General features: G+C 73.4%; 18 protein-coding genes. 7 read left to right on the top strand and 11 right to left on the bottom strand.

Going from position 1 to position 25,497, the window contains the following annotated elements:
- Positions 1-10: 10 nt before the first annotated feature.
- Complete coding sequence (gene panB / locus ACFWP3_RS28135) at positions 11-907, bottom strand: 3-methyl-2-oxobutanoate hydroxymethyltransferase (RefSeq protein ID WP_384226364.1); 897 nt, start codon at positions 905-907, stop codon at positions 11-13.
- 333 nt (positions 908-1,240) lie between these two features.
- On the opposite strand from panB, the gene ACFWP3_RS28130 reads away from it, so the two are divergent.
- Positions 1,241-2,263: an endonuclease/exonuclease/phosphatase family protein gene (locus tag ACFWP3_RS28130; RefSeq protein ID WP_384226362.1), complete on the top strand. Its 1,023-nt coding sequence runs from the start codon at positions 1,241-1,243 to the stop codon at positions 2,261-2,263.
- A gap of 40 nt (positions 2,264-2,303) precedes the next feature.
- On the opposite strand, the gene ACFWP3_RS28125 is transcribed toward ACFWP3_RS28130, so the two are convergent.
- From ACFWP3_RS28125 to ACFWP3_RS28115, 3 genes are all read right to left on the bottom strand, one after another.
- Complete coding sequence (locus ACFWP3_RS28125; protein WP_384226360.1) at positions 2,304-4,058, bottom strand: NAD+ synthase; 1,755 nt, start codon at positions 4,056-4,058, stop codon at positions 2,304-2,306.
- Between the two features lie 71 nt (positions 4,059-4,129).
- Complete coding sequence (locus tag ACFWP3_RS28120; RefSeq protein ID WP_384226357.1) at positions 4,130-5,644, bottom strand: hypothetical protein; 1,515 nt, start codon at positions 5,642-5,644, stop codon at positions 4,130-4,132.
- A 91-nt stretch (positions 5,645-5,735) separates the two neighbouring features.
- On the bottom strand, positions 5,736-7,325 hold the full coding sequence (locus ACFWP3_RS28115) for a multicopper oxidase family protein (protein ID WP_384226355.1): 1,590 nt from the start codon (positions 7,323-7,325) through the stop codon (positions 5,736-5,738).
- Positions 7,326-7,467: 142 nt separating this feature from the next.
- On the opposite strand from ACFWP3_RS28115, the gene ACFWP3_RS28110 reads away from it, so the two are divergent.
- The gene (locus tag ACFWP3_RS28110) at positions 7,468-8,178 is read left to right on the top strand and encodes a DUF998 domain-containing protein (RefSeq protein ID WP_384226353.1); all 711 of its coding nucleotides are present in this window, start codon (positions 7,468-7,470) and stop codon (positions 8,176-8,178) included.
- Complete coding sequence (locus ACFWP3_RS28105) at positions 8,175-9,113, top strand: alpha/beta fold hydrolase (protein WP_384226351.1); 939 nt, start codon at positions 8,175-8,177, stop codon at positions 9,111-9,113. The genes ACFWP3_RS28110 and ACFWP3_RS28105 overlap by 4 nt, the downstream gene beginning before the upstream one ends.
- On the opposite strand, the gene ACFWP3_RS28100 is transcribed toward ACFWP3_RS28105, so the two are convergent.
- From ACFWP3_RS28100 to ACFWP3_RS28085, 4 genes are all read right to left on the bottom strand, one after another.
- On the bottom strand, positions 9,098-9,517 hold the full coding sequence (locus ACFWP3_RS28100) for a CBS domain-containing protein (protein WP_384226349.1): 420 nt from the start codon (positions 9,515-9,517) through the stop codon (positions 9,098-9,100). The two genes, ACFWP3_RS28105 and ACFWP3_RS28100, sit on opposite strands and share 16 nt — an antisense overlap.
- A 154-nt stretch (positions 9,518-9,671) precedes the next feature.
- The gene (locus ACFWP3_RS28095) at positions 9,672-10,397 is read right to left on the bottom strand and encodes a DUF305 domain-containing protein (RefSeq protein WP_384226393.1); all 726 of its coding nucleotides are present in this window, start codon (positions 10,395-10,397) and stop codon (positions 9,672-9,674) included.
- A gap of 2 nt (positions 10,398-10,399) precedes the next feature.
- Entirely contained in the window at positions 10,400-11,071 is a 672-nt protein-coding gene (locus ACFWP3_RS28090; RefSeq protein WP_384226347.1) for a DUF3105 domain-containing protein, read from the bottom strand.
- Between the two features lie 53 nt (positions 11,072-11,124).
- Positions 11,125-11,553 (bottom strand): hypothetical protein, encoded by a 429-nt coding sequence (locus ACFWP3_RS28085; RefSeq protein ID WP_384226345.1) that lies wholly within the window; start codon positions 11,551-11,553, stop codon positions 11,125-11,127.
- 172 nt (positions 11,554-11,725) lie between these two features.
- Here ACFWP3_RS28085 and ACFWP3_RS28080 point away from each other — a divergent pair, with 172 nt between their 5' ends.
- Together ACFWP3_RS28080 and ACFWP3_RS28075 are read left to right on the top strand one after the other, a co-directional pair.
- A complete protein-coding gene (locus ACFWP3_RS28080) occupies positions 11,726-13,087 on the top strand; it encodes a glutamine synthetase family protein (protein ID WP_030012459.1) in 1,362 nt (453 codons plus the stop codon).
- Between the two features lie 191 nt (positions 13,088-13,278).
- Positions 13,279-14,574 carry a hypothetical protein gene (locus ACFWP3_RS28075; protein ID WP_384226341.1) on the top strand — a complete coding sequence of 432 codons (1,296 nt, stop codon included), beginning with the start codon at positions 13,279-13,281 and terminating at the stop codon, positions 14,572-14,574.
- A 10-nt stretch (positions 14,575-14,584) separates the two neighbouring features.
- Here ACFWP3_RS28075 and ACFWP3_RS28070 read toward each other — a convergent pair whose 3' ends face one another.
- A complete protein-coding gene (locus ACFWP3_RS28070; RefSeq protein ID WP_384226339.1) occupies positions 14,585-16,036 on the bottom strand; it encodes an MFS transporter in 1,452 nt (483 codons plus the stop codon).
- Between the two features lie 141 nt (positions 16,037-16,177).
- Here ACFWP3_RS28070 and ACFWP3_RS28065 point away from each other — a divergent pair, with 141 nt between their 5' ends.
- Positions 16,178-16,999 carry a helix-turn-helix transcriptional regulator gene (locus ACFWP3_RS28065; RefSeq protein WP_384226391.1) on the top strand — a complete coding sequence of 274 codons (822 nt, stop codon included), beginning with the start codon at positions 16,178-16,180 and terminating at the stop codon, positions 16,997-16,999.
- 29 nt (positions 17,000-17,028) lie between these two features.
- Here the strand turns inward: ACFWP3_RS28065 and ACFWP3_RS28060 are convergent, their stop codons facing one another.
- A complete protein-coding gene (locus tag ACFWP3_RS28060; RefSeq protein WP_384226336.1) occupies positions 17,029-19,086 on the bottom strand; it encodes a PIG-L family deacetylase in 2,058 nt (685 codons plus the stop codon).
- A 323-nt stretch (positions 19,087-19,409) separates the two neighbouring features.
- Positions 19,410-21,878: a PIG-L family deacetylase gene (locus ACFWP3_RS28055; protein ID WP_384226333.1), complete on the bottom strand. Its 2,469-nt coding sequence runs from the start codon at positions 21,876-21,878 to the stop codon at positions 19,410-19,412.
- Between the two features lie 615 nt (positions 21,879-22,493).
- Here ACFWP3_RS28055 and ACFWP3_RS28050 point away from each other — a divergent pair.
- Positions 22,494-25,481, top strand: coding sequence for a bifunctional [glutamine synthetase] adenylyltransferase/[glutamine synthetase]-adenylyl-L-tyrosine phosphorylase (locus tag ACFWP3_RS28050; protein WP_384226331.1), 2,988 nt, complete (start codon positions 22,494-22,496; stop codon positions 25,479-25,481).
- Positions 25,482-25,497: the final 16 nt, after the last annotated feature.

Raw genomic sequence — 25,497 nt, 5'->3', positions numbered from 1 at the left:
GTGCCGGCCGCTAGTGGAAGGCGTGCTCCGCCTGCGGGAACGATCCGCCCACGACGTCCGCGGCGAAAGCCTTGGCCGCGTCGTTCATGGTCTGGCGCAGGTTCGCGTACTGCTTCACGAACTTCGGCATCTTCCCGCCGGTCAGGCCCATCATGTCGGTCCACACCAGCACCTGCGCGTCGCACTCCGCGCCCGCGCCGATGCCGACCGTCGGGATGTGCAGGGACCGGGTGACCTCGGCGGCCAGCTCGGCCGGGACCAGCTCCAGCACCACGGCGAAGGCTCCCGCGTCCTGCGCGGCCTTGGCGTCGCGCAGCAGCTGGTGCGCGGCCTCGTCGCTGCGGCCCTGGACCCGGTAGCCCATGGCGTTGACGGACTGCGGGGTCAGGCCCAGGTGGGACATGACCGGGATGCCGGCCTGCACGATCAGCTCGGTCTGGGCCAGCGAGCGCTCGCCGCCCTCCAGCTTCACGGCTCCCACGCCGGCCTCCTTGACGAGGCGGGTGGCGCTGCGCAGCGCCTGCACGGCGCCTTCCTGGTACGAGCCGAACGGCAGGTCGCCGATGACCAGGGCGCGGCTCGTGCCCCGTACGACGGCCGCCGACAGCATGGTCATCTGGTCCATCGTGACCGGGACGGTGGTGTCATAGCCCAGGTGGCAGTTGCCCATGGAGTCGCCGACGAGGATCACGGGGATGCCGGCCTCGTCGAACACGGACGCGGTCATCGCGTCGTAGGCGGTCAGCATGGGCCACTTCTCGCCGCGTTCCTTGGCGAGGCTCAGGTCTCGGATGGTGAGACGCCGGGTGCCCGTGCCCCCGTACAGGGTGGGGCCCGACGGAGAGGCTGCTGCGGGTTCGCGGGCAGGCGAAACGGCATGCGTCATTGCAACTGCTCCTTGTGTCATCTCGAGGCGCCCTCACGGCGTCCCCGGACTCACCCCCCATGGTGACACCCGGGTGGCCCGTGGCGGAAGTGGCCGCGGCGGCGGGCCGGACCCGCCCCGCCCGCGCCCGGCCCCTGCCCTACTCCCGCACCACTCCCGCCCCACCCCCGACCCACTCCCGCTCGAGCCAATGTGAGCGTTTCGTGACAAGCGGAACCCGTGGCGCACGGACGTTCGTCCTCCGGAACGTACGGCCGCGACAGGCGGTCGTCAGGTAGCGCACGGAAGGCTCCGTACATCGCCTAGGGTCAAGGGGCGGGGACGGAGCGCGAGCACGGCAGTGAGGGCAGCGGCATGGCACAGGCGTACATGACGGAAAAGGGGAACGGCGGCTCGGAGCCCGAGCCCTCCGCATCCCGCTTCCGACGCCGGCTGGCCGAGCTGCGGGGCGACCGGGGGATCTGGCGGCGCGGGCTCGTGCTGGCCGGGTTCTCCGTACTGATCTCGCTGGTCATGATCTTCCACGCGCAGCTGCCCAACGACGTGGGCAACCTCGGCAGCCTCACCGAGACCTTCCTGCCCTGGCTGGGCCTGGCCGTGCCGGTGCTGCTGGCCGCCGCCCTGTTCCGCCGGTCGGCGACCGCGCTCATCGCGATACTGCTGACGGCCGTGGTCTGGGTGAACCTGTTCGGCGGCCTGGTCACCGACAAGTCCGGCGCCGGCGGCAACCTCGCCGTCGCCACCCACAACGTGGACGCCGACAACGCCGACCCGCGCGGAACCGCCGAGTCCGTGGCGAAGTCCGGAGCCGACGTACTGGCCCTGACCGAGCTCAAGGGAAGCGTCGTCCCGGTCTACGAGAAGGCCCTGGCGGACACGTACAAGTACCACTCCGTCGAGGGCACGGTCGGCGTCTGGAGCAAGTACCCGCTGACCGCGAGCAACCCCGTCGACATCAAGATGGGCTGGACCCGGGCCATGCGCGCCACCGTCGACACCCCGCACGGGCAGGTCGCCGTCTTCGTCGCCCACCTGCCCTCGGTACGGGTCAAGCTGAACGCCGGCTTCACCGCCAACCAGCGCGACAACAGCGCGGACGCGCTGGGCGCCGCGCTCGCCGCCGAACCCCTCAAGAAGGTCATCCTGCTCGGCGACCTCAACGGCACCATGAACGACCGCGCCCTGTCCGAGGTCACCTCGCAGATGCGCTCCACGCAGGGCGCCGCGGGCGACGGCTTCGGCTTCAGCTGGCCCGCCCAGTTCCCGATGGCCCGCATCGACCAGATCATGGTCCGCGGGATCACTCCGGAAGCCTCCTGGACCCTCCCGCGCACGGGCAGCGACCACCTGCCGATCGCCGCGCGGCTGAAGGTGTAGGGCGGCAGTCCGCCCCCTTCCGTACGAGCGGGCGCGGCGGTCAGGCGTGTTCGCGCCAGCCGTTCGTGATCGGCAGCCGGCGGTCCTTGCCGAAGCCCTTCGCGGAGATCTTCGTGCCCGGCGGGTACTGGCGGCGCTTGTACTCCGCCGTGTCCACCATCCGCAGGGTCTTCGCGACCAGCTCCCGGTCGAAGCCGGCCGCGACGATCTCCTCCAGGCCCTTGTCGCGGTCCACGTACAGGGCCAGGATCGCGTCCAGCACCGGATAGTCCGGCAGCGAGTCCGTGTCCACCTGGCCCGGGCGCAGCTCGGCGCTCGGCGGCTTCACGATCGAGTTCTCCGGGATCGGCGGGACCTCGCCGCGCTCGGCCGCGGCCCGGTTGCGGTACTGGGCGAGCCGGAAGACGTCCGACTTGTACACGTCCTTGATCGGGCCGTACGCGCCCACCGAGTCGCCGTACAGGGTGGAGTAGCCGACGGCCAGCTCCGACTTGTTGCCCGGGGCCAGCACGATGTGGCCCTCCTGGTTGGAGACCGCCATCAGCATCGTGCCGCGCAGCCGGGACTGGAGGTTCTCCTCGGCGAGGCCGGTCAGGCCCAGCGAGCCCATGTACGCGTCGAACATCGGCTCGATCGGCACGGTGCGGAAGTTCAGCCCGGTCCGCTCGGCCAGCTCGGCCGCGTCGCCCCGGGAGTGCTCCGAGGAGTACTTCGAGGGCATCGAGATGCCGTGGACGTTCTGCGCGCCGACGGCATCGCAGGCGATCGCGGCGACCAGCGCGGAGTCGATGCCGCCGGACAGCCCGATCAGGACGGATCGGAAGCCGTTCTTCCGGACGTACGCGCGCAGGCCCACGACCAGCGCGTCGTAGACCTCCTCGTCGTCGTCGAGGCGGTCCGCGTACCCGCCGGGGACGACCGGCTCGTACGGCTCGACCGCTTCCTCGGACAGGATCACCCGGTCGATGCGCAGCCCGTCGTCGACCACGCCCTCGAGCGCGGCGGGCTGCGCCGCGGGCAGGTCGAGGTCGACGAGCACGCAGCCCTCGGAGAACTGCGGGGCGCGGGCGATGACCTCGCCGCCGCCGTCGACGACGATCGAGTCCCCGTCGAAGACCAGCTCGTCCTGGCCGCCGATCATCGCCACGTAGGCGAGGGTGCAGCCGGCCTCCTTGGCCCGCTTCCGCACCAGCTCCAGGCGCAGGTCGTCCTTGTTGCGCTCGTACGGGGAGGCGTTGATCGAGATCAGCAGGCCGGCCCCGGCCGAGCGGGTGGCCGGGACCCGGCCGCCCTCCTGCCAGAGGTCCTCGCAGATGGCCAGGGCCACGTCGACGCCCTGCACCCGGACGACCGGCTGGGTGTCGCCGGGCACGAAGTACCGGAACTCGTCGAACACGCCGTAGTTGGGGAGGTGGTGCTTGGCGAATCGCAGCACCACCTCGCCGCGGTGCAGCACGGCGGCCGCGTTCTCCGGGGAGCCGGCCGGGAGGCCGAGCCGGGGGGCCGAGGCGTCGCTGCGGTCGAGGTAGCCGACGATGACCGGCAGATCGCCGAACCCCTCGGCTGCCAGCCGCCGTGCGAGCTCGCGCAGGCCGGTGCGGGAGGCCTCGACGAAGGACTCGCGCAGGGCGAGGTCCTCGACGGGGTACCCGGTCAGCACCATCTCGGGGAACGCCACCAGGTGGGCGCCCTGCTCGGCGGAGTGCCGGGTCCAGTGGACGACCGAGTCCGCGTTGGCCGCGATGTTGCCGACGTGCGAATCGATCTGATTCAGAGCGAGGCGTAGTTGAGGCACGGGGCCCAGTGTAATCGTCTTTCTGACGCGATGTCCTGGGCCCCGGCCGTTTTCCCGCTGCGGACCGCCGGTCAGGTGACGGGGCCGGTGTACTTCACGTCGTCGAGCAAGGTGCCCGCGGAGATGTCCGCGCTGATGCTCGCCGTGCCCTCGGGCACCTCGTACGCGATGACCCCGCTGGCGGACTCGCCGGGCAGGATCGAGCCCCTGACCATCTTCGGGACCCCGCCGCCGGAGCCGCCGCTGTCGAAGACCAGCTCGGCGGTCATGCCCTTGTCGTCGCGGACGTTGGGCACGGCGTAGATCACCTCGTGCGGCTTGGTCGAGCCGTTGGTGATGGTCACCGTGATCTGGATCGCGTTCTTCACCTGCTCGCGGGCGATGATGCCCTTCGGCTGGTACTTCTTCGGCGCCGAGAGGCTCACCTTGACGCCGTTGTCGTACGTGAAGGTCTCGCCGAACGGCAGCGCGCTGGTCAGGCCGGGCACCTGGGTGGGCGAAGGCGAGGGGGAGGGCGAGAACTTGGGCGTCGGCGAGGAGGAGGAGCCGGGGTAGGGGTAGGGGTCCAGCCCGGGGTCGTCCCAGTCGATGCGCCGCTCGGCCCGGTCGGCGGCCTTCTCGACGACGAGGGCGGAGAGGAAGACACCGCCGACGGCCGCCCCGAGGCCGACCACGCCGAGGACGGTCCCGGTGACGGCCATCGCCTTGCGCGGGGCGCCCTTGGAGGCGCGGACCAGCGCGCCGATGCCGAGGCCGAGGGCGGTCGCGGCGAGGATGGCGCCGGCCCAGAAGAAGAAGGGGACGAGGGCGACCAGGATCCCGACGATGCCGACGACGAGGGCGGCCACGGCCAGCCCGTTCGTGGTCGGGAGGCCCTGCGGATACCCGAGGTACGGGGCCCCGCCGTAGCCGGGCGCGGGCTGGGCCCAGGGGTGGGTGGGGCCGCCGGGCCCGCCGGGGTGGCCGGGTCCGCCGGGTCCGAAGCCGCCGCCGGCCGCGGGGTGCGCCGCGGGAGCGGGCGCAGCGGGGGAGGGCGGGGCGAACGGGTTCGGCGCGGGCGCGGGCGCCGGCTGCACCGGGGGTCCGGGCTGCTCGGGCTGCTCGGCCGCCGGGGCGGTGGCCGGTGCCGACGGCTGCTCCGGGAACGCGGTCTGCTCCGGGGCCGGGGGCGGGGTGGGCGCCGGGGTCTGGCCGGGGGCCTCGGGCTTGTCGAGGGACAGCGGCTTGCCGGACGACGGCTCGTCGGACGGCGACGGCTTGTCGGACGGCAGCGGCTTCTCAAGCGACGGGCTGTCGGGGGACGGCTTGTCGAGCGAGGGGCTGTCGGGGGACGGCTTGTCGAGCGAGGGGCTGTCGGGCGACGGCTTGTCGAGGGACGGGCTGTCGGGGGACGGGCTGTCGGGCGGCGACGGGTTTTCGGGCGTCGGCCCGGCGGGCGGCAGTGGCTTGTCCTGGGACAGCGGCGGTTCGGGGGGCGCGGGCTGCGGGAGCGGCTCCGGGGCGGGGGCCGCCTCGGGTATGGGGGTGCCGGCCGGTTCCGTCGGGGGACCGGTCGGCGGGGTGGGCGGGTTCGGCGGGGTGCTCATACCGGCGGAGGCGTCCTTTTTTCGCAGCTGTCCTGATCACCGCAAGGGTGCCACGCCGAGGCCCCTGCCCCCGCCGGGTTTTCCGCGCGTACTAGAGCTGGTAGCCGATCACCGTCATCATCCCGGACTCCGAGTGGTAGACGTTGTGGCAGTGCGTCATCCACAGCCCCGGGTTGTCCGCGTCGAACTCGGCCGTCAGCCTTCCGCCCGGCAGCAGGATCGCGGTGTCCTTGCGGGCCCCGCCCGCCTCGCCGGCCAGCGCGAAGGTGTGCCCGTGCAGGTGCACCGGATGCCACATCGGCGTCGCGTTGCGGAAGTCCAGCCGGACCCGTTCGCCCGCCTTCACCGGATGCCGCTGGTCCGGTGTGTACGGCTTGCCGTCGAAGGCCCAGTTGTAGCGCGACATCGACCCGGTCAGCCTGATCTGCACCGTGCGGTCCGGCTCGCGCGGGGCCAGCGCCGCGGACTCCGCCGGCCTGAGCACCTCCGCCGTCAGAGGCCGCCCGTCCAGCTCGGCCGGCCGGGTCGCGGCCGTGGGTGCCGTCCCCGCCCCCGTACGCAGCACCGCGAGCGCCGACCGGTCCTTGCCCTCGGCCAGCGCGGTCAGCGGGAACACCCCGTCCTTCGCGGTGACCAGGACGTCGTACCGCTCGCCCATCGCCAGCAGCAGCGAGCCGGTCTTCGCGTGCTCCACCGGGAAGCCGTCCGTGTGGGTGACCGTCAGTTCGTGGTCGCCGAGCGCGATCCGGAAGGCGGTGTCCCCGCCCGCGTTGACCAGGCGCAGCCGGATCCGGTCGCCGGGACGGGCGGTGAAGACCGACGGGTCCTCCGGGACCTTCCCGTTGATCAGGTAGTGCGGGTGGTCGACGTCGCCCGCCTCCCTGCCGAGGACGTCGCTGTCCGCGCCCACCAGGAGCCGCGAGGGCCCGCCGGTGGGGGCAGGACCGCGGTGCGCGGCATGGGCGGAGCCGTTCTGGCCCTTGCGGAGTTCGGCGAGGACGGCGTCCGGGGTCGCGCCGTCGACCCCGTCGATCCAGTCGTCGAGCACCACCACCCACTCCTTGTCGTAGGAGAGGGGCTCCTTCGGGTCCTCGACGATGAGCGGGGCGTACAGGCCGCGGTCCTGCTGGACCCCGGTGTGCGGGTGGAACCAGTACGTCCCCGGTTCGGTCACGGCGAACCGGTACGCGAAGGAGCCGCCCGGGGCGATGTCCCGCTGGGTCAGTCCGGGCACCCCGTCCATGTCGTTGCGCAGCGCGAGCCCGTGCCAGTGCAGGGAGGTGGGTTCGGGCAGGTTGTTGGCGAGGGTGAGGGCGAGGGTGCCGCCCGCGGTGACCCGTACCTCCTGGCCCGGCAGCCGGTCCCCGTACGCCCAGGAGCGGACCGTGTGCCCGCCGCCGAGGTCGAGCGGGGTCGCGGTCGCGGTGAGCCTGACCTCGGTGACCGGTCCGGTGGCCTTGCGGGCGGCCTCGGCGGCCTTGACCTCCGGACCGGCCGGGTCGACGTACCCCTCGGGCCCGTCGGCGGCCGGGCCGCCGTGGTGCATGGACCCGTGGGCGCCCTGCCCGGAGTCCGGTCCGGGAGGGCGGGCGCAGGCGGCGAGCAGACCCAATCCGGCACCCGTCGCGGCGACTGCGGCGGAAGCGCCGAGCACGGCGCGACGGGTGGGAAGAGAGCGCATCGAAGCACCTCACGGGTCGGGTTTGCCGCGCCCCCGAGCGGCGCGGCGGCTCGCCGGGAACTGCACGTCAAGCCCGGACGTTACCCGGGGCAGGTATCCGATCTGAGGACCGACGCCATGTTTGCATAGGATTAGTCACACTATGTCCATACCTGGCCTCTCTTCGCGCCCACCTAGGACGGCCCTGCCCGTAGCCGTCCTCATAGGTCTCGGCGCCGCCGCCTACACCGCGTGGGTGCTCGAAGTCGTCCTTTCCACGGGTCTCAATCCCATCGAAACCTATGTGAGCGAGCTGGCCGCCCAGGACCAGCCGCTCGGCGGCCTGTTCCGGGCCACCGACTTCACCGCCGGATTGCTCGTCTTCCTCGGCGGCACGCTGGCGCTGCTCCGCCTGGCGCGGCATGCGGAATCACGCCGTCCGTGGACGGTGGCCGGGTGGGCGGGGGTCACCCTGTTCGGCGCGGCCACCGCCGCCGACGCCTGGCTGCCGCTGAGCTGCGCGCCCACCGTGGACCCCGAGTGCGCCGCGCGCGAGACCGCCGGGCTCGTCCCCGCCACCCATCAGGCCCATGCCGTCAGCAGCAGCCTGGCCATGACCGGCGCCCTCGTCGGGATCGTGGCCCTCACCCTCGCCGCCCGCCGCTACGGCTGCTTCGCCCCCCTCGCCCGCTACGGACCCGTGCTCGTCGTGCTCGAACTGCTCGCCACCGTCTGGACCCTGTCGGCCATCGCGATGTTCACCGCCGGGCGCGGCACCTGGGCGCTGGGCGCCGGGCAGCGCCTCCAGGTGCTGTTCGTGGCGGTCTGGCTGGGCCTGCTCGCCTACTCGGTCCACCGGGAGCGCCGTACATGAACGCGGGACACGCGAACGCGGGACACGGCGACGCGGGGTACGCAGACCCGGGATACGGGGACGCGCGGTGCGGGGCGCGGTTCGTGCGCCCGGACCCGGACGGGGTCCCGCTGCACGTCGTGGTCGAGGGCGAGGGGCCGGTGGCCGTGCTCAGCGCCGGGCTCGCCATGGCCTGGTTCGACTGGGACGCCGTCGCCGCCCTGCTCGTGGCCGGCGGCCGCACCGTCGTCCGCTTCGACCGCCCCGGGCACGGCCTCAGCGGCCCGGCCGGCGCTCCGGCGACCGCGGCCGGGGAGGCCCACCGGATCGCCGGGCTGCTGGACGCGCTGGGCCTCACCGGCCCCGTCACCGTCGTCGGGCATTCGATCGCCGGATTCCACGCCGAGGCCTTCGCCCGGCTCCACCCGGAGCGCACCGCAGCCCTGGTGCTGGTCGACTCCAGCGTGGAGGAGGCCCCCCGCGCGCTGCTGCCCGGGCCGGTGCGCACCGCGGCCGCCCGCGCGCTCGGCCGGGCCGCGACCGCCGCGGGACTGCCCGCCGCGCTGGGACCCGCGGCCCGGCGGGCGACCGTACGGGCCTCCCGCACCGGCGGCGGTGATCCGGCCGCGCGGGACCTCGTACGCCGCTGCTACCGCACCGGCCGCGTCTGGCGCGGGGCCCTGCTGGAGAACGCGGGCTACCCGGACGCGGCGGCCGAGGTCCTGGCGCTGCGCGGGACGCACCCGCTGACCGCGCCGGCCGCCGTCCTGGCGGGCCACGACGGCTCCGGGGGCCGCGGCGCCCTGCGCTGGCTGGCCCGGCAGGCGGACCTCGCCGACCGGCTCGGGGCCCGCTTCGAGGTCGTCGAGCCCGCCGGGCACCTGGTCATGCTGGACCGCCCGGACGAAGTGGCCCGGGCGGCCTTGCACACCGCGCGGGATCAGGACCGCGCGTAGACCTTCTCGGCCCAGCCGGCGATCTGGTCCTCCGTGAGGTGCTTGGCCAGATCGGCCTCGCTGATCATGCCGACGAGCTTCTTGTCGCGGATCACGGGCAGCCGCTTGATCTGGTGGCTCTGCATCTCCTCGAGCACTTCCGACACGTCCGCGCCCGCGTCGATCCAGCGCGGTGTGCCCTGCGCCATGTCACCGGCCGTCACCTTCGCCGGGTCGTGGCCCTTGGCCACGCAGCCGACCACGATGTCGCGGTCGGTCAGGATGCCGCAGAGCCGTTCCGATGTGTCGCTGATGGGCAGTGCGCCCACGTTGAGGCGGGCCATCAGCTCCGCGGCCCGGTCCAGGGTCTCGGTGGCGGGGATCCACTGGGCCCCGGCGTGCATGATCTCTCCGGCGGTGGTCATCGCATCAACCTCCTGAGCGCCGTTGTGCGGCGGGACGCGGACGCGGCCGCCGCGGCGTCCCCCGGCCGGTACGGGGGAAGGGGGACGTGCAACGGGGGAGTGCACGCCCGTACGGCTGGGAGGCGCCCTCCCACCACCGTACGGGCGTGCGCCGTCACCCGCGCGGCGCAGCCCCGCGCTGCCGGAGCATGTCGGCCATCAGGGTGATCTCCGAGGCTTGCGCGTCGACCATGCCCTGCGCCAGCTCCCGCTCGACCGGGGTCTGGCACTGCTGCGCGCAGCCCTCGGCCATCGCGACGCCGCCGATGTGGTGGTCGGTCATCAGCTGGAGGTAGAGCACCTCGGCGTCCCGGCCGGAGGCCGCGTCCAGCCGGGTCAGCTCCTCCTTGGTGGCCATGCCGGGCATCAGCGCGCCGGGCTTGGCGGCGTGCCCGCCGCCGTGGCCGGCGTGCCCGCTGTCCGGCCCCGAGGTCCCCGACGCCCCCGAGGTCCCCATCCAGGACATGGGCGGCTCGCCCGCCACCACCTTCGGCAGCCCCCACAGGTCCAGCCAGCCGAGCAGCATGCCGCGCTGGTTGGCCTGGGTGTTGGCGATGTCGTAGGCGAGGCTGCGCACCGCCTCGTCCTGGGTGCGGTCCCGCACGATGAACGACATCTCCACCGCCTGCTGGTGGTGCACCGCCATGTCCCGGGCGAAGCCCGCGTCCGGCGAGTGCAGCGCCGGTGTGCGGGCCTGCGTACCGGAACCGCCGGTGTCGCCGGACGCGGCGGTGACCGTGGCCGCCGCCGCGAACAGCAGGGCCAGCAGCACGGCCGTGCCGGCGACCCAGTACGTACGGGGCGTGCGGCGGACGGCGGGGGTGTCGTCGCCGGCCGGCAGGCTCACTGGGCGGCCACCCCGCTGGTGCAGGCCGCGCCCGGCTCCGGGGTCTGCGGGCCCTGCACGTACTTGGTGAAGAACTGCGCCACGCGCGGGTCGTCCGCCTTCTCCACCGTCAGCTGCTTGCCCCAGGCGCTGAGCATGATCGTGCCGGCCTGCTCCTTGACCGGGCTCATCAGCGTGTAGGGGAGGCTGCCCACCGTCTTGGCGAGCTTGTCCACGTCGCCCTGGGCGGCCTTCTCGTTGTACGTCACCCAGACCGCGCCGTGCTCCAGCGAGTGCACGGCGTTCACCTCGGGCACCGGGCTCTTGTAGACGTCGCCGTTGCAGTTCATCCAGCGGGGGTGGTGGTCGCCGCCGACCGGCGGGTTCATCTCGTACTTCACCGGGGTGTCGACGTGGTTGCGGCCGAGGTTCTTCGCCTCCCAGGTCTGCTCGCCGTCGACCGGCGTCTTGCGGGCCAGTTCGACGGCGTCCTTCTTGCGCTGCTCTTCCTGCTTCTGGCCGATCAGCACCCAGGCGCCGAAACCGACCAGGCCGACGACGATGACCGAGGAGGTCGTGATCGCGATGGCCTTGTTGCGCCGGTCGCGCGCCTTTTCGGCCCGGCGCATCTCGGCTATGCGCGCCTGGCGGGAGTGCTGGTCTGGGGTCTTTCCGGACTTGCTGGCCATGGTGCCCTGGTTCCTTCTTCAGAGGGGGGTGGATGGACGCGAAACCGGACCCGTCAGGTCCGCAGCACCTGGAGGGCATGCAGGTCGGGGGCGCGCGCGAGCGCGAGGGGAGCCCGGATCCGGCCCGGCCCGCCGGCCGGGGCCACCGGCGGCGGACTTCCGCCGGCCACGGTCACGGCGGGCGGCGGCACGGGCAGCAGCCCCGGCGTCACGTGCGCGAGGGCCGAGCAGCCGGGGAGGTCGTACGGGGACACGCAGACGGTGTGCGCGGCCAGATGCCCCCGAGGGTGCTCCTGGACCTGCCGCCGGCCTTGGGACTCGGCAGGGGCGGGGGATTCACCGGGCCGCGTGCAGAAGAGCAGCACCCCGAAGACCACGCACGCGAGCGCACCCGCGAGCGCGCGGAAGGCCGCCCGCGGGACGGCGCGCGGAAGGCCGGGGCGTGTGTGACGCCCCCCTCGCGTGTGCTGCCGGCCCCCCATGGGCGCAGATGGTAATGCTCATGACGGGTCCATGGTCAGTGCGGGGGTGCCGCGAGCTGTGCCGGGTGCGTAATGTGGCGGAAACCACCGCTGGCGATACTGGGCCGGCCCGACTGTGCCCACGGCTCGGCGGTGGTGGTGCACAGGCCGTCTGAACTGCGAGGATGAAGGCATGGACAAGCAGCAGGAATTCGTCCTCCGGACGCTTGAGGAGCGCGACATCCGCTTCGTGCGCCTGTGGTTCACCGACGTACTGGGCTTCCTCAAGTCCGTCGCGGTCGCCCCCGCGGAGCTGGAGCAGGCCTTCGACGAGGGCATCGGCTTCGACGGCTCCGCTATCGAGGGCTTCGCGCGGGTCTACGAGTCCGACATGATCGCCAAGCCGGACCCGAGCACGTTCCAGATACTGCCGTGGCGCGCGGAGGCCCCCGGGACCGCCCGGATGTTCTGCGACATCCTGATGCCGGACGGCTCCCCGTCCTTCGCGGACCCGCGCTACGTCCTCAAGCGCATCCTGGCCAAGACCTCGGACCTGGGCTTCACCTTCTACACCCACCCCGAGATCGAGTTCTTCCTGCTGAAGGACAAGCCGCTGGACGGCACCCGCCCGGTCCCGGCCGACAACTCCGGCTACTTCGACCACACCCCGCAGAACGTGGGCATGGACTTCCGCCGCCAGGCGATCACCATGCTCGAATCGATGGGCATCTCGGTCGAGTTCAGCCACCACGAGGGCGCCCCGGGCCAGCAGGAGATCGACCTCCGCTACGCCGACGCCCTCTCCACGGCCGACAACATCATGACCTTCCGCCTCGTCATGAAGCAGGTCGCCCTCGAACAGGGCGTCCAGGCCACCTTCATGCCGAAGCCCTTCTCGGAGTACCCGGGCTCGGGCATGCACACCCACCTCTCCCTCTTCGAGGGCGACCGCAACGCCTTCTACGAGTCGGGCGCCGAGTACCAGCTCTCGAAGGTCGGCCGCTCCTTCATCGCGGGCCTGCTGCGCCACGCCGCCGAGACCGCCGCGGTCACCAACCAGTGGGTCAACTCGTACAAGCGCATCTGGGGCGGCTCCTCCCGCAGCGCCGGCGCGGGCGGCGAGGCCCCCTCGTACATCTGCTGGGGCCACAACAACCGCTCGGCCCTGATCCGCGTCCCGATGTACAAGCCGGGCAAGACGGGCTCCTCCCGCGTCGAGGTCCGCTCGATCGACTCGGGCGCCAACCCCTACCTCACGTACGCCGTCCTCCTGGCCGCCGGCCTGAAGGGCATCGAGGAGGGCTACGAACTCCCGGCCGGCGCCGACGACGACGTCTGGGCCCTCTCCGACGCCGAACGCCGCGCGATGGGCATCGAACCCCTCCCGCAGAACCTCGGCGAGGCCATCGCCCTGATGGAACGCAGCGAACTGGTCGCCGAAACCCTCGGCGAACACGTCTTCGACTTCTTCCTCCGCAACAAGAAGCAGGAGTGGGAGGAATACCGCAGCGAGGTCACGGCCTTCGAGCTGCGGAAGAACCTTCCGGTGCTGTAGGCGCAGCTCAGCTTCGCCGGCGGGATTTTCCGACACTGCGGGCCGGTGGTCGTCGTCGACCGCCGGTCCGTCGTCGTGTCCGGGGGCGGGCAACATCGGGACACCGGTGAAACCCGACCCGGCTCCCGCAGGCTGGTCCGGCGGCCGGGGTACCGATGGTCCCGGCGCGGGTGCGGGAGAAGGGGAGCCATATGAACGCGTCTGCCGTCGTGCGCCCGTTGGCGCCGAGCGAGGTGACGTTCGCGGGCGCCGGTGTGTACACGGGCTTTGCGGTCCGGGTGTCCGGCAGGCTGGACCTCGCGGCGCTCGCCGTGGCCTACGAGGCGCTGGTGCGGGCCTTTCCGGTGCTCGGGGCGCGGTTGGAGCCGGCCTGCGACGGCGGCTTCGATCTCGTGGCCGGGGCGGGGCGGGTGCCGGAGGTCTCGGTGGTGGACGGGGATCCGGATCTCCTGGTCCACGACCAGGAGTTCGACCAGGGTGTCGCGCTCGGCCGGCTGTCCGTCGTGCGCGACGGCGACAGCGCGAGCGTGACGCTGTTCACCCATCACTGCATCGCGGACGCCTGCCACTCGCTGGCCGTCCTCGCCGAACTGTGGTCCTGCTACACCGATGTGGTGAACGGGCTCCCGCCAGAGCGCGAGGTGCGCCCGTACCCGGTGGCGGTCGAGGAACTGCTCGCCGAACGCGGCATCGAGAAGACGGCGATGCCCGCGGTGCGGCCGGCGCCGCCGGAGCGGCCGCAGGCCGGCGAGGAGCCGGCAGTCGTCCGAGCACCGGCCGACGGCGGGCCCGGGCACGTCTCGCTGCTGGTCACGCGGTGCCGGCTGTCGGTCGCCGAGACCGCGGCGCTCGTCGAGTTCGGGCACCGGGAGGGCGTCACGGTCAACGGTCTGGTCTCCGCCGCGATCCTGCTGGGCGACGCCGAGATCCGCGGACTCCCGCTGACCGAGATGACCTACGTCTACCCGGTGGACCTGCGCACCCGGCTCACCCCGGCGGTCGGCGAGACCGACGGCACCAACCTGCTCGGGGCCGCGGTCCACCGGCCCACCGCTGACTCCACCGGGCTGGTCGAACTGGGCCGCTCCATCTGCGCCTCGCTGGCGGAGGCCATCGCCGGGGGAGTCGTGCAGCAGTCGCCGCTGCACATCCCCCGGGGGACCGCGCCGCGCACCGCGCCGCCGCCCCCGGGCCTGCTGATCGCGACCAACTGGGGCCGGGTGCCGGCGCCCAGGATGCCGGAAGGCCTGCGGATCACCGACTTCCGCTCGGCCGTCGTCCCGGCCTCCCGCCCGGACGCGCCGCCCCCACCGCGGCAGCCGGGTGGCGGCTACTGCATCATCAGCACCTTCGCCGGCCGCCTGAGCGTCGAGTTCCACCACACCGCGGCGGATGCCGCGCAGCAGCGTCGCCGCGCCGACACCCTCATGGCCAGGCTGCGCGACGCCGCGTCGGCCCCGTGCCCCTCGACACCGTCTTGGGCGTGAGGGCCCTCGGCTAGCGGGTGCCGCGCCGGCCCGGCCGCCCGCCGCGGCGGCCCAGGCCCGCCGCCACCAGCAGGGCCGCCACCACGAGGATTGCCGCGTCGATCACCAGGACCGTGCGGACCCCGTCGAGCAGCGCCGTCCCCGTCGTGGCCAGGACGCCCAGGAGCGGGATGCCGATGGTCAGGCCGACCTGCTGGGTGGTGGTGACCAGGCCGGTCGCCAGGCCCTGCTCCTCGTCGGGCACGCCGCTCGTCACCACCAGCCCGTACGAGATGATCGCGCCGAGATGGCACATGCTCGCCAGCGAGACGGCCACGGTCGCCAGCAGGGCGCCCGAGTGCTCGCCCGCGCCGAGCAGCGCGGCCGTGAGCACACCCTGGCCGGCCAGGGAGGCGACCAGCGTGCGGCGGGCGCCGAAGCGGCCGATGACCCGGGGCGCGTACGCGCCCGCCAGCACCGAGGCCGCGCCCTGGACGCCGAACACCAGCCCCGTACGGAACGACGACAGCCCCAGCGTCTCCTGGAGGTAGAGCGTCAGCACGAAGACGACCGTCGACATCATCGAGAACGTCACCAGGCCGCCCACATTGCCCCAGGCGACCGTACGCCGCCTCAGCATCGGCAACGAGACCAGCGGAGCGGGGGACTTCGACTCCACCACCGCGAACGCGGTGAGCAGCGCGAGCCCGACGGCCAGCGTGCCCCACACGTCCACACCGCCGAAGCCGCGCTCGGCCGCCGTCGACAGGGAGTAGATCAGCGCGAGCAGCCCGCCGGTGACCGTGACGGCGCCGGGCACGTCCAGCCGCGGCCGCTCGGGCGTACGGGACTCCGGCAGCAGCCCGGGCGCCAGGAGCAGCACGATCACCGAGGCGACCGCGAGCAGCCCCATCGTGGAGCGCCAGCCCAGGGTGTCGGTCATGACACCGCCGAGCAGCATGCCGACGGTGAAACCGAGCGAGAGCAGGGTGCCGGAGATGCCGAGCGCCTTGTCGCGCAGCGGGCCCTCGGGGAAGGTCGTGGTCAGCAGGGACATCCCGGTCGGCACGATCACCGCCGCGCCCAGGCCTTGGAGGGCCCGCCCGGTCAGGAAGGACGCCGGGTCCCAGGCGAGGGTGGCGAGCAGCGAGGCCGCGCCGAAGACGGCGAGGCCGGCCAGGAACAGCTTCTTGCGGCCGAACAGGTCGGCGATCCGCCCGAAGAGGAGCAGGAAGCCGCCGGACGGCAGGGCGAACGCGGTGACCGCCCACTGCAGGGCGGACCGGCTCAGCCCCAGGTCCTCGCCGAGCACCGGCAGGGCCACGTTGAGCACGGAGAAGTCGAGCGCCACCATGAACTGGGCGGCGCAGAGCACGAAGAGGACCAGTCGGGCCCGGCCGGAGAGCCGGTCGGGATCCGGTGCCGCGGTGCGCCGCGGCCCTTCGGTGGTGGTGCCGGGTGTGGTCTGTGTGTTGATCGCCATGGCCACCACCCTCGCGGCCCGGGAATGCCCGTGCAGAGTGGGAACTCATCCTGTTGGCGCTACCACCAGGCAGCTGATCAGGGGGATTTCGTGACGACCGCGTCGGAGCAGCACCGCCGGGCCGAACTGCGCGAGTTCCTCATGAGCAGACGGGCCCGGATCACCCCCGCCGAGGCCGGGCTGCCGGACGGCGGGGCCCGCCGCCGCACCCCGGGCCTGCGCCGGGAGGAGGTCGCGGTGCTCGCCGGGGTGGGGGCCTCCTGGTACCAGTGGCTGGAACAGGGCCGCGACATCACGGTGTCCTCGCAGGTGCTGGACGCGGTGGGCCGGGTGCTGAAGCTCTCCAGCGCCGAACTGCGGCACCTGTACGTGCTCGCCGGGCTCAACCCGCCCGCCCTCCAGGTAGCCCCTGCCGACCGGGACATGTGCCAGGGGCTGCGCCGGCTGATCGACGCCTGGATGCCGTTTCCCGCGCACATCATGGACCGGTACTGGAACACGGTGCTGTACAACGACGCGGCCTCGCTGGTCTTCGGGATGCGTCCGGAGATCGTGCAGAACTGCCTGATCGCCTTCTTCACCGACCCCATCTACCGGGCCCGCTCCACGCACTGGGACGAGGTCGCCTGCCAGGTGGTCGCCCAGTTCCGCGCGGCCTGGTCGGACCACACCGGCGACGAGGGCTTCCGGGCCGTGGTCGAGGAGGCGCGGGAGCTCAGCCCGGAGTTCGCCGAGCTGTGGGGGCGGCGGGACGTCGAGCCCGGCGGCCAGCTCGAGAAGCAGATGGAGCACCCGGTCGTCGGCAGGCTGTACGTGGAGTCGACCCAGCTGCGCGTCCCGGCCCGCCCCGACCTGGTGATCGTGCTCCACACCCCGCTGCCGGGCACCGGGACGGCCGAGAAGCTGGAGTGGCTGACCTCGCCGGAGGGCCGGCGCGGGTCGATGTACCCCCTCGCCGGCTAGGTCGCCTCCTTCGGACCGGCCCCCGCGCGTCAGCGCACCGCGCGGCGCCAGGTGGGCCGGCCGGGGGCCGCGGCCGTCGTGGTCGTGTGGAGCTGTGCGTCCAGGCCCAGCACCGCCATGGTCGCGCCCGCCGGTTCGGCCACGGCCGCCGGCGCGCCCGCGTACAGCATCCCGGACTCCGTCCAGGCGGGCGGGCCGCCCAGTCCCGTCGTACCGACGGTGCCGCTGTCCGCGCGGCCCGAGATGTGCCGGCCCGCGACGCCGACCGCGCCGTAGCCGGCCCGGCCGCCCGCCTCCGCGACGCTGGAGACCTGGAGCTTGTCCGGGCCCGCCGTGACCAGGGCGGAGCGGACGACGCCCGAGTCCGGGCGGCGGAAGTACAGCCGGACGCCCGCGCCCTCCGGGGCCGCCGACAGCGGGACCGTCGTGGCGGGCAGGCCCGTGCGCTGCGGGCCGGCCAGTGGGGCGCCGGGCGCGGCCTGGGTCCAGGCCAGGACCGAGGTGATGGTGGTGACGTACACGTGGCGGCGCCCGGCGGAGTCGACCGCGGTCACCGGGTCGCTCTGCAGGTCCTCGCCGCCCAGCCGGCTCCAGGCGGTGAACCCGCCGTTCGGCTGCTGGGCGGTGGCGCGCAGGGTGCGGCGGGAGTCGCGGACGTAGACGGTGAGCCGGCCGGCCGCGTCCACGGCCGCGGCCGGAGCGCTGATCGCCGAGGTGCCGTCGTCGTCGGCTCGCTCGGGGCTGCCGAGCGACTGCCACGGCCCGAACGGCCCGTCGGGCGCGGACTGGACGGCGTACACGACCTCGCGCCGGTAGTCCTCGGGCCGCGCCGTGCCGAAGACGGTGCGGGTGGCGAGGACCGCGATCCGCCCGTCCGGCAGGCGGGCCGTGGTCGCGCCCGGGTCGATGCCCGTGCCCGGGAGGAGGGACGGGCCCGCCCACTCGCCGCCGGGGTTCCGCGTCCAGAACGCGGTCTGCCCGTCCAGCGTGGCGAAGGCCCAGAGGCGGCCGGGCGTACCCTCGACCAGCCAGGACGTGTGGTCGGCGCGGGTGTAGCGCATCGACTGGGCCCAGTTGCGGCCGGTGGGGTTGCCCGCGACCTTGCGGTCGCCGCAGCCGGAGGGGGAGCCGCAGTAGTCCTGGTGGTCCTGCCAGGCGTACGTCCGCAGGAAGTCGGTCTTCGTCTCGGCCGTCTGCGGGTCCAGCGCGTGCGGCAGGGCGCTGTTGTGGTAGCCGAGGTAGCTCTGCACCGAGAAGCGAGGGCGGTCCGTGTACTGGGCGGCGTAGGCGGCCGAGGCGGCCTGCACGAACCGCGCCCCGTACATGTGGTCCTGGTGGTCGGTGAACCGGCCGGTCTCGCTGAACCGGCCCGGTGTCGGGTCCTGCATCCCTATCGTCGTCGGCCGGTAGCGCGCCAGCACCCCGGCTATCGACTGTATGAGCTGGTCCTTCGTGTACGTGAACTGCTGCTTGACCGGGGTGCCGGAGGTCAGCTGGGCCCCCAGCGCGGGTATTCGCCCGTTCCACAGGCCGCGCAGGCTGTCGGGGGTGTCGGCGCCGGTGCTGCGGGCCTCGCGGAGCTGGAACCACACCAGGTTGACGTGCGGCTTCGCTATCAGGATGTCGAGCTCGGCCTGGCCGCCGCCCGCGGTGGGTATCACGGTGCGCTTCCACGCGCTGGTGCGGTCGCCGGTGGCCATCTGCGCGTAGGCGGAGCGGATGCCGTTCTGCCGGGCCTCCGCGTAGTGGGTGCGGTCGGCGGGCTGCTCGGGGTCTCGGATGGTCGCGCCGCGCGCCTCGTTGCGGCCGTCGGCCTCGCCGGAGGTCAGGTAGGCGGTGGTGACGGGGGCGCCGGACAGCAGCGAGCGGCTGAGGTCGGGGTTCATGAAGAACAGGTCGTCGTCGGGGTGCGCGACGACCTGGACGACCGATCCGGCGGTGACGCTCGCGGGCAGCGCGGCGACGGCGCTCCGCTCCTGGGTGGCCTCGGCCGTCGTCTGCTGGCCGGAGGCGAAGGCGAGCACACCGGTGGAGCCGGCGGTGAGCACGCCGAGCAGCGCCGCGAAGCGGCGGCGGGTCAAGGGCATCGGGCACGCCTAGGGTTCGATCGTCCGGCAGGAAAACCGCTGAGCAGTCAGAGAGAGGCCATTCCGGCGAACTTGGTTCACCGGTTCCGGCTGTGACTGTGGCTTTCCGGAAACGACCGGACGTGATTGTGCCCTGTGGAGATTTTGATCCGGATATGTGACCGAGATGTGGACGCTGTTCGTCCGCACCCTGGATCAACCGGCGTACCGGTGTGGGGTGTTAGCGGTTGAATTTCTGGATTTACGCGGCTTGTGTTGTATGTCCGTATGGTCGCGAGTGGGCGAGGGGTGCACGGACGCGCCGCGGACCCGCTACGGACCCGTTACGGAGCCGCGTTGCGCGGGCCCACCGGCTGCCACGGCGCCAGGTAGGCGTCCGGGGCGTCCGCCGAGGTGGTCACATACAGCCTCGCGTCGAGACCCACCACAGCCAGGCTGACCAGGTTCTTTCCGGTCATCGTCGAGGACGGGGCGCCGACGAACATCAGCGGCGACCGCTCCCAGGGACGGCCCCCGCCGACGTCCGAGCCCAGCTGCCCGCCCGCCGCACGACCCGCCAGCACGTGCCCGCTCGCCGTGACCGAGCCGAAGCCCTTGAGGCCGCCGAGGTCGGTGAGATTGTTCACCTTCAGTCCGCCGTCCCCCGTCATGAGGGCGGTACGGACGTTGCCGGAGCCCGGCTTGCGGAACCACAGCCGCACCCCGCCCTCGCGGCCCTCCGCGGTCAGCGGGAGCGTGGTGTCCGGCAGTCCGGTGGGGGTGACCGGGCCCAGCGGGGCGCCCGGCTTCGGCTGCACCCAGCCCACCACCGTCTTGGACGTGGCCGAGAACACCATCCGCCGGCCGGCGCCGTCGGTCCCGGTGGCCGGGGTGCCGTGCAGGTCGGAGCCGCCGTACTTGTCCCACGGGCCCCAGCTGCCGTCCGCCTGCTGCACCCGGCCGCGCAGGGTGTACGCGCCGTCGCGGACGTACGCCGCCAGCCGGCCGGTGCCGTCGACCGAGACGGCCGGGGAGCTGATGTCGGAGGTCCAGTTCTCGTCCGCGGTCTCGGGGGTGCCCAGCGACTGCCACTCGCCGAACTCCTCGGAGCCGGGGGCCTTCTGGACGGCGTAGACGACCTCGCGCCGGTAGTCCGCGGGCTTCGCGCCGAAGGAGGTGCGGGTGCCGAAGGCGGCTATCCGGCCGTCCTTCAGGGTGACGGTGGACACACCCGGGTCCATGCCGGTGCCGGGCAGCAGGTCCGGGCCGCTCCAGCGGCCGATCAGGCCCTGCCGGTGCCAGACGGCGACCTGGCCGTCGAGCACCTTGAAGGCCCACAGCCCGTGCTCCTTGTCGGAGGCCAGCCAGGAGGTGCTGGTGCCGCGGGCGTAGTTGATGGAGTCCGACCAGTGGTTGCCCGCCGGGTGGTCGGCGACCTTGAGGTCGCCGCAGCCGGCGTCGCTGCCGCAGTGGTTCTGCTGGTCGAGCCAGGCGTAGGTGTCCAGGATGTCCAGCTTCTCCTTGGCCTCGTCCGGGTCCAGGGCGCTGGGCAGGGAGCCGTTGAAGTAGCCGAGGTAGTTCTGCACCGCGAAGTGCGGGCGGTCCTTGACGTCCTTCGCGTACGCGGCGGTGGCCAGCTGCACGAAGCGGGCGCCGTAGAAGTGGTCCTGGTGGTCGGTGTACCGCTTGGTGTCGGGGTACCGGCCGGGCGTCGGGTCCTGGGAGCGGACCGTGGTCGGCTTGTACTGCTCCAGGATGCCGACCAGGGTCTGGACGACCTGGTCCTTGGTGTACGCGAACTTCTGCTTGACCGGGGTTCCGGAGGCGAGCATCGACTCCAGGCGGGGGACCTTGCCGTCCCACAGGCCGTGCAGGCTGTCGGGGACGTCGGCGTAGACGTTGCCGGCCTCGCGCATCTGCAGCCAGACCAGGTTGACCTGGGGCTTGGCGACGAGGACGTCGACCTCGGCGTGGCCGCCGCCCCTGGTCGGGACGACACTGCGCTTCCAGGCGCTGCCGCGGTCGCCGGTGGCCATCTTGGCGTAGGCGGCGCGGATGCCGTTCTGGCGGGCCTCGGCGTAGGCGGGCTTGTTGGGGGCGGTGGTGGCCTGCTTGGCGGAGCCCGCGTTGATGCCGTCTGCTTCGCCGGAGGTCAGGTAGACCGAGGTCACGGGGAGGCCGGCGGATATGGAATAGCGCAGGTCCGGATTCATGAAGTAAAGGTCGTCATCGGGATGCGCGATGATCTGCAGCACCCGGCCGGGGTCGGGCGCGTCCGCGGGGGCCGCGGGGGCGGTGGCCCGGCTGTCGGGCGGCACGGGGGAGGCCAGACGGTCGAGGGCCTCGTTCCCGCGGAGCAGGAGCATGCTGCCGGCGGCGGTGGCCGCGCAGAAGGCGACCACCTTGACGAAACGGGTCCAACGGGTGGCGTGGGGTGGGGTGGCGGGTCCGGTGGTGGGGCTTCCGGTGGCGACGGCTCCGGTGCGGCGGCGGCCGCGCTTGGCCTCCGGGGCCTTTGCGCGCTTGCCGCGGTTGCCGGTGCGCTCGGCCTCACGGGCCAGCCGCGCGGCCTTGCGGCCGCCGGGCACGTCATCCGACTGCGGAACTCCGGCCCCGGGCCGCGCCCCAGGAACCCCGGCCTGACGATCCGACGGGGCTTCGGTCCGGTGACCGGACTGCGGGGGCTGGTGGCCGGACTGGTTGCCGCGCTGCCGGGGCAACGAGGACGGAGCCTCGGCACGGTGGCCGGCCTGCCAGGCTGCCGCAGGCTGCGGCGGGCGGGCCTCGGCCTGGTAGTCGGCATGCCAATGCACTGCCGGTCGAGCCTCGGTCTCGTGGGCCGCGTGCCAACCCGCCGTAGGCCGAGCCTCGGTTTCGTGGGCCGGGTGCCAGCCCGCCGCCGGATGTGCCTCGGGCTGCTGGTCCGGGTGCCAGGGACCTGCCGGTCGGGCTTCGGTTTCGTGGTTCGGGTGCCAGCCTGCCGCGGGTCGCGGCTCGGGGTGGTGGTTCGGGTGCCAGGCTGCCGGGGGCTGGGGCTCGGCGGGGTGGGCGGCGTGCCAGCCCGTCGCAGGCCGAGCCTCGGGGGCATGGGTCGGGTGCCAGACCGCCGCCGGCCGAGACTCGGTTTCGTGGTTCGGGGGCCACGGCGTGGGCGGGTGGGGCTCTCGGGCGTGGGGGTGGTGGTGTGGCGGGGGGCCGGGGGTGGGTGTTTCCGGGTGGGGGCAGGCGGAGCCCGAAGGGGGGCGGGCGTCGGGCATGGGGCTCCTCGCGGCCGGTCGGCGGGGAGTGGGCCCCATCACGCCATAAGTCTTCGGATAATCCGATAAGCCCGCTCATGGTACGTGCCGGTGAGTCGAACGCCTGCTCCGGCTAGGCTCACCTGGAGGTACGCCAGGGCAGTGGCAGCGACGACCGCGGGAGGCGGCGGGATGACAGTCCCGGGACGCAGGAGCAGCACCTTCATCCGGCTGCTCCGCAGCGGATTCACCGACCCCTCGGCCGCCGCCCGGCTGCTCGACGCCGACGCGCTGGCCTCCGTACGCGCCGACCCCGTCCTCCTCGACGCCCTCGGCGCCACCGCCGACCCCGACCTGGCCCTCCTCGGACTCGTCCGGCTCGCCGAGGCACAGCCGCCCGAGGAGCTGTCCCTGCTCCTCGACACCCTGGTCAGCGCCAAGCCGCTGCGCGACCGCCTGCTCGGAGTACTCGGCGCCTCCGAGGCCCTCGGCGACCACCTCGCCCGCCACCCCCGCGACTGGCACGCCCTCGTCACCTACGAGGCCGCCGACCTGCACCCCGGGCTCCCCGAGTTCGAGCGCGGCCTCGCCGACGCCCACGACCCCGTCGCCCTGCGCGTCTCCTACCGCCGCTGCCTGCTCTCCATCGCCGCCCGCGACGTGTGCGGCACCATAGACATCGCCCAGACCGCCGCCGAGCTCGCCGACCTCGCCACCGCCACCCTCCGCGCGGCCCTGCGCATCGCGAGCGCCGCCGCCCCCCAGGACGCCGCCGCGTGCCGCCTCGCCGTCATCGCCATGGGCAAGTGCGGCGGCAACGAGCTCAACTACGTCTCCGACGTCGACGTCATCTTCGTCGGCGAGGCCACCGCCGGCACCGACGAGGGCAAGGGCCTCCAAGCCGCCACCCGCCTGGCCTCCCACCTCATGCGGATCTGCTCCGAGACCACCGTCGAGGGCACCATCTGGCCCGTCGACGCCAACCTCCGCCCCGAGGGCAGAAACGGTCCGCTCGTCCGGACCCTCTCCTCCCACCTCGCCTACTACCAGCGCTGGGCCAAGACCTGGGAGTTCCAGGCCCTCCTCAAGGCCCGCGCCGTCGCCGGCGACCCCGACCTCGGCGCCCAGTACATCGAGGCCATAAGCCCCCTCGTCTGGCAGGCCGCCGAGCGCGAGAACTTCGTCGCCGACGTCCAGAAGATGCGCCGCCGCGTCGTCGACAACATCCCCGCCGCCCAGGTCGACCGCGAGCTCAAGCTCGGCCCCGGCGGCCTGCGCGACGTCGAGTTCGCCGTCCAGCTGCTCCAGCTCGTGCACGGCCGCAGCGACCACACCCTGCACTCCGGCACCACCCTCGACGCCCTGCACGCCCTCGCCGCCGGCGGCTACGTCGGCCGCTCCGACGCCGCCCAGCTCCACGACGCGTACCGCTTCCTGCGCACCATGGAGCACCGCATCCAGCTCTACCGGCTGCGCCGCACCCACCTCGTCCCCGAGGACGAGCAGGACCTGCGGCGCCTCGGCCGGTCCATGGGCCTGCGCACCGAACCCGTCGCCGAACTCAACAAGGCCTGGCGCCGCCACGCATCCGTCGTGCGCCGCCTGCACGAGAAGCTCTTCTACCGACCGCTCCTCGACGCCGTCGCCCAGCTCACCCCCGGCGAGACCCGGCTCTCCCCGCGCGCCGCCGGCCAGCGCCTCGAAGCCCTCGGCTACGCCGACCCGGCCGCGGCCCTGCGCCACCTCGAAGCCCTCGCCTCCGGCGTCACCCGCAAGGCCGCCATCCAGCGCACCCTGCTGCCGGTCATGCTCGGCTGGTTCGCCGACTCCGCCGACCCGGATGCCGGCCTCCTCGGCTTCCGCAAGGTCTCCGACGCCCTCGGCAAGACCCCCTGGTACCTGCGGCTGCTCCGCGACGAAGGGGCCGCCGCCGAGAACCTCGCCCGCGTCCTGTCCGCCGGCCGGCTCGCCCCCGACCTGCTGATGCGCGCCCCCGAGGCCGTCGCCCTGCTCGGCGACCCCGAAGGCCTCCAGCCCCGCACCCACGAGGCCCTGGAACAGGAGGTCCTCGCCGCCGTCGGCCGCGCCGAAACCCCCGAGGCCGGCGTCGCCGCCGCCCGCGGGGTCCGCCGCCGCGAGCTGTTCCGCACCACCGCGGCCGACATCATCCGCTCGTACGGCACGGAGGACAGCCCGGCCGAGGAGGACCACGGAGCCCTCGTCGACCGGGTCGGCGGAGCCGTCTCCGACCTCACCGCCGCCACCGTCGCGGGCGCCCTGCGCGCCGCCGTCGGCTCCCACTGGGGCGACACCCTGCCCACCCGCTTCGCCGTCATCGGCGTCGGCCGCTTCGGCGGCCACGAACTGTCCTACGGATCCGACGCCGACGTCCTGTTCGTCCACGAACCCCGCGAGGGCGTCGACGAACAAGAGGCCGCGAAGGCCGCCCAGACCGTCATCGCCGAGATGCGCCGCCTGCTCCAGCTGCCCACCGCCGACCCGCCGCTGCTCATCGACGCCGACCTGCGCCCCGAAGGCCGCTCCGGCCCCCTCGTGCGCACCTTGGCCTCGTACGCCGCGTACTACCGGCGCTGGTCCCTGACCTGGGAGAGCCAGGCCCTGCTGCGGGCCGAACCGGTCGCGGGCGACGCCGACCTGGGCCGGCGCTTCATCGAGCTGGTCGACCCGCTGCGCTACCCGGTGGAAGGGCTCGGCGAGGACGCCGTACGGGAGATCCGCCGGCTCAAGGCCCGGATGGAATCGGAGCGGCTGCCGCGCGGCGCCGACCCGACCCTGCACACCAAACTCGGCCGCGGCGGCCTCAGCGACGTCGAGTGGACCGTCCAGCTGATCCAGATGCGGCACGCCTGGGCCGAACCGGGCCTGCGCACGACCCGCACCCGCGAAGCCCTGGCCGCCGCCCACGCGGCCGGGCTGATCCCGACCGAGGAGGCGCAGATCCTCGACGAGGCCTGGGTACTGGCCACCCGGGTCCGCAACGCGGTGATGCTGGTCCGCGGCCGCGCCGGGGACACCTTCCCCTCCGACGCCCGCGAACTGGCGGCGGTGGGCCGCTACCTCGGCTACGCGGAGGGCACGGTCGGCGAGATGCTCGACGACTACCGCCGCATCACGCGCCGCGCCCGCGCGGTGGTGGACGAGCTGTTCTACGGGGCGTAGCGCCGGGCGGCGGGCA

The sequence above is a fragment of the Streptomyces sp. NPDC058525 genome (assembly GCF_042719495.1).
In the GTDB taxonomy this organism is placed as follows: domain Bacteria; phylum Actinomycetota; class Actinomycetes; order Streptomycetales; family Streptomycetaceae; genus Streptomyces.
The sequence above is the reverse complement of the archived record's forward strand: the minus strand, read 5'-3'. Positions and strand labels throughout refer to the sequence as shown.